Below are 698 nucleotides of genomic sequence, written 5' to 3'. Positions count from 1 at the left end.
TCGAGGTACGAGGCGAGGTACTCGACCTGCTTCGGACTGCCCGCCGCCGCCCATTCGCCGAGCACGGAGGTCGTGAGCGAGCACCTCCTGCCCGCCTCCATGATCCTGCGCGCGAGCTCGCCGCTAGCAGGCATGGGCCTCGCCCCCTCTCAGGAAGCCGTCGTACACGGACAGGTCGGCGCCGCCCTCCGCGGCCGGGCCGCCGGCCGCCATCCTGCGGGCCAGCACGTCGACGGTCGCGTCGTCTGGGATCCGGCCGCCCTCGATCACCGCCTGCGCCGCGGAGCAGGCGGCGTCGAAGCCGGACGGGCCGGCCGCCCGCTCGATCGACCTGAGCACGCGGCGGCGGCCGGCCGCATCGAGGGAGTCCATTGCCCGGACGAGGGCCTCGGGCATGTCGCGCCTGATCACGGACTCGCCGAAGGCGCGGGGCCGCGCCACGAGCGCCGGCACGAGGGAGAGCGGGTTGCGCACGACGGGCCCGTCGCCGAACGCGCGCTCGAGCACCGCGACCCGCCGCCCGCGGTCCGCCAGGATCTCCACCGTGTCCGCCCGGACGCCGCAGAGGAGCTCCCGGGAGTGCCAGGCGGGACCGGCGAGGTAGCCCCGGCCGTCCACGGTCACCACGCCGCGCTTGTCGGCGCGGCACCTCGCCCAGCGCACGGCGTCGAAGGGCGACGACGGCAGCGCGAGCATGG

The 698-nt window shown here is 76.2% G+C and carries 1 protein-coding gene; it reads right to left on the bottom strand.

What is annotated here, in order from left to right; all coding sequences use genetic code 11:
• Positions 1-123: 123 nt before the first annotated feature.
• Positions 124-698, bottom strand: a 575-nt coding sequence (locus tag H6A15_RS10210; protein ID WP_428840713.1) for a Mu transposase domain-containing protein, incomplete at its 5' end; no start/stop codon positions are given.

The sequence above is a fragment of the Enorma phocaeensis genome (assembly GCF_016901575.1).
In the GTDB taxonomy this organism is placed as follows: domain Bacteria; phylum Actinomycetota; class Coriobacteriia; order Coriobacteriales; family Coriobacteriaceae; genus Limicola; species Limicola phocaeensis_A.
This window is presented reverse-complemented; position numbering and strand designations above follow the sequence as displayed.